The following is a 773-nucleotide window of genomic DNA, read 5'->3' on the forward strand; positions in this document are numbered from 1 at the left end:
GGGTTGATAATGCTATAACGTTGCAATTGGCAGTGCCATTGATTTTGTAAGTGTTCAATGGAAAATAAATTAAAGCCTGCGGGTGGTTTTTTATCACCAAAAGCTTGTGATGCGGAAGGAACACCAACAATAGGAATTTTTTTAATTGGTCCTTCAATGTAGTTCAATGTGGGTAAATGAGTATGTCCGTGAAGAATAAGCTCGCAACCGTGATATTTGATAACGTCTAGAAAACGTTTTATATCCCGTAGTTTTTTATGCCAAGACGTTGCCTTTGGAAAGGGGGGATGGTGAATCATGACGACACGAAAAAGGTTACGCTGTGCTGCTTCCTTTAAAAAGAGCGGTAAAGTTTGCGCTTGCATTTTACCAAAATAACCAGAAGCTTGAAAAGGTGGTGTCGCGATGGCTGAAGAAGTTGCTATGATGGCAACATTTTCGCGAATGCGCATATAAGGAAAAAGAAAGGCGCTTTTTTGAGGGACATCACCTGTGATCCAAGGTTTAAAAAGAGTACATGCTTTTTGGAAAGCACCGCGGACATAGGCGTCATGATTTCCAAATGTCAAGGAAATATCTTGAGGTTGTCCTAAGTTAAGTAGCCAACGATGTGCTTGTTCAAATTCCTTATCTAGAGCAAGATTCACAAGATCACCAGAGATCACAAGATGATCAGGTTTTTTTTTGTTCAAGACATCTATTAAAGTTTCTAGGACATTTGTTACCATTTGACTCTTACGTTTTCTTTGCCAATTCAGATAACCGGTAAGACG

1 protein-coding gene is annotated in these 773 nt (G+C 39.5%); it reads right to left on the reverse strand.

Features of this window, described 5'->3' with window-relative positions; genetic code table 11:
* Positions 1-773 (reverse strand): metallophosphoesterase family protein (locus ACFIKE_RS11950; RefSeq protein WP_375650172.1); only part of this gene is annotated, 773 nt, incomplete at both ends.

The organism is Bartonella sp. MU70NMGDW, assembly GCF_042194085.1.
Classification (GTDB): domain Bacteria; phylum Pseudomonadota; class Alphaproteobacteria; order Rhizobiales; family Rhizobiaceae; genus Bartonella; species Bartonella grahamii.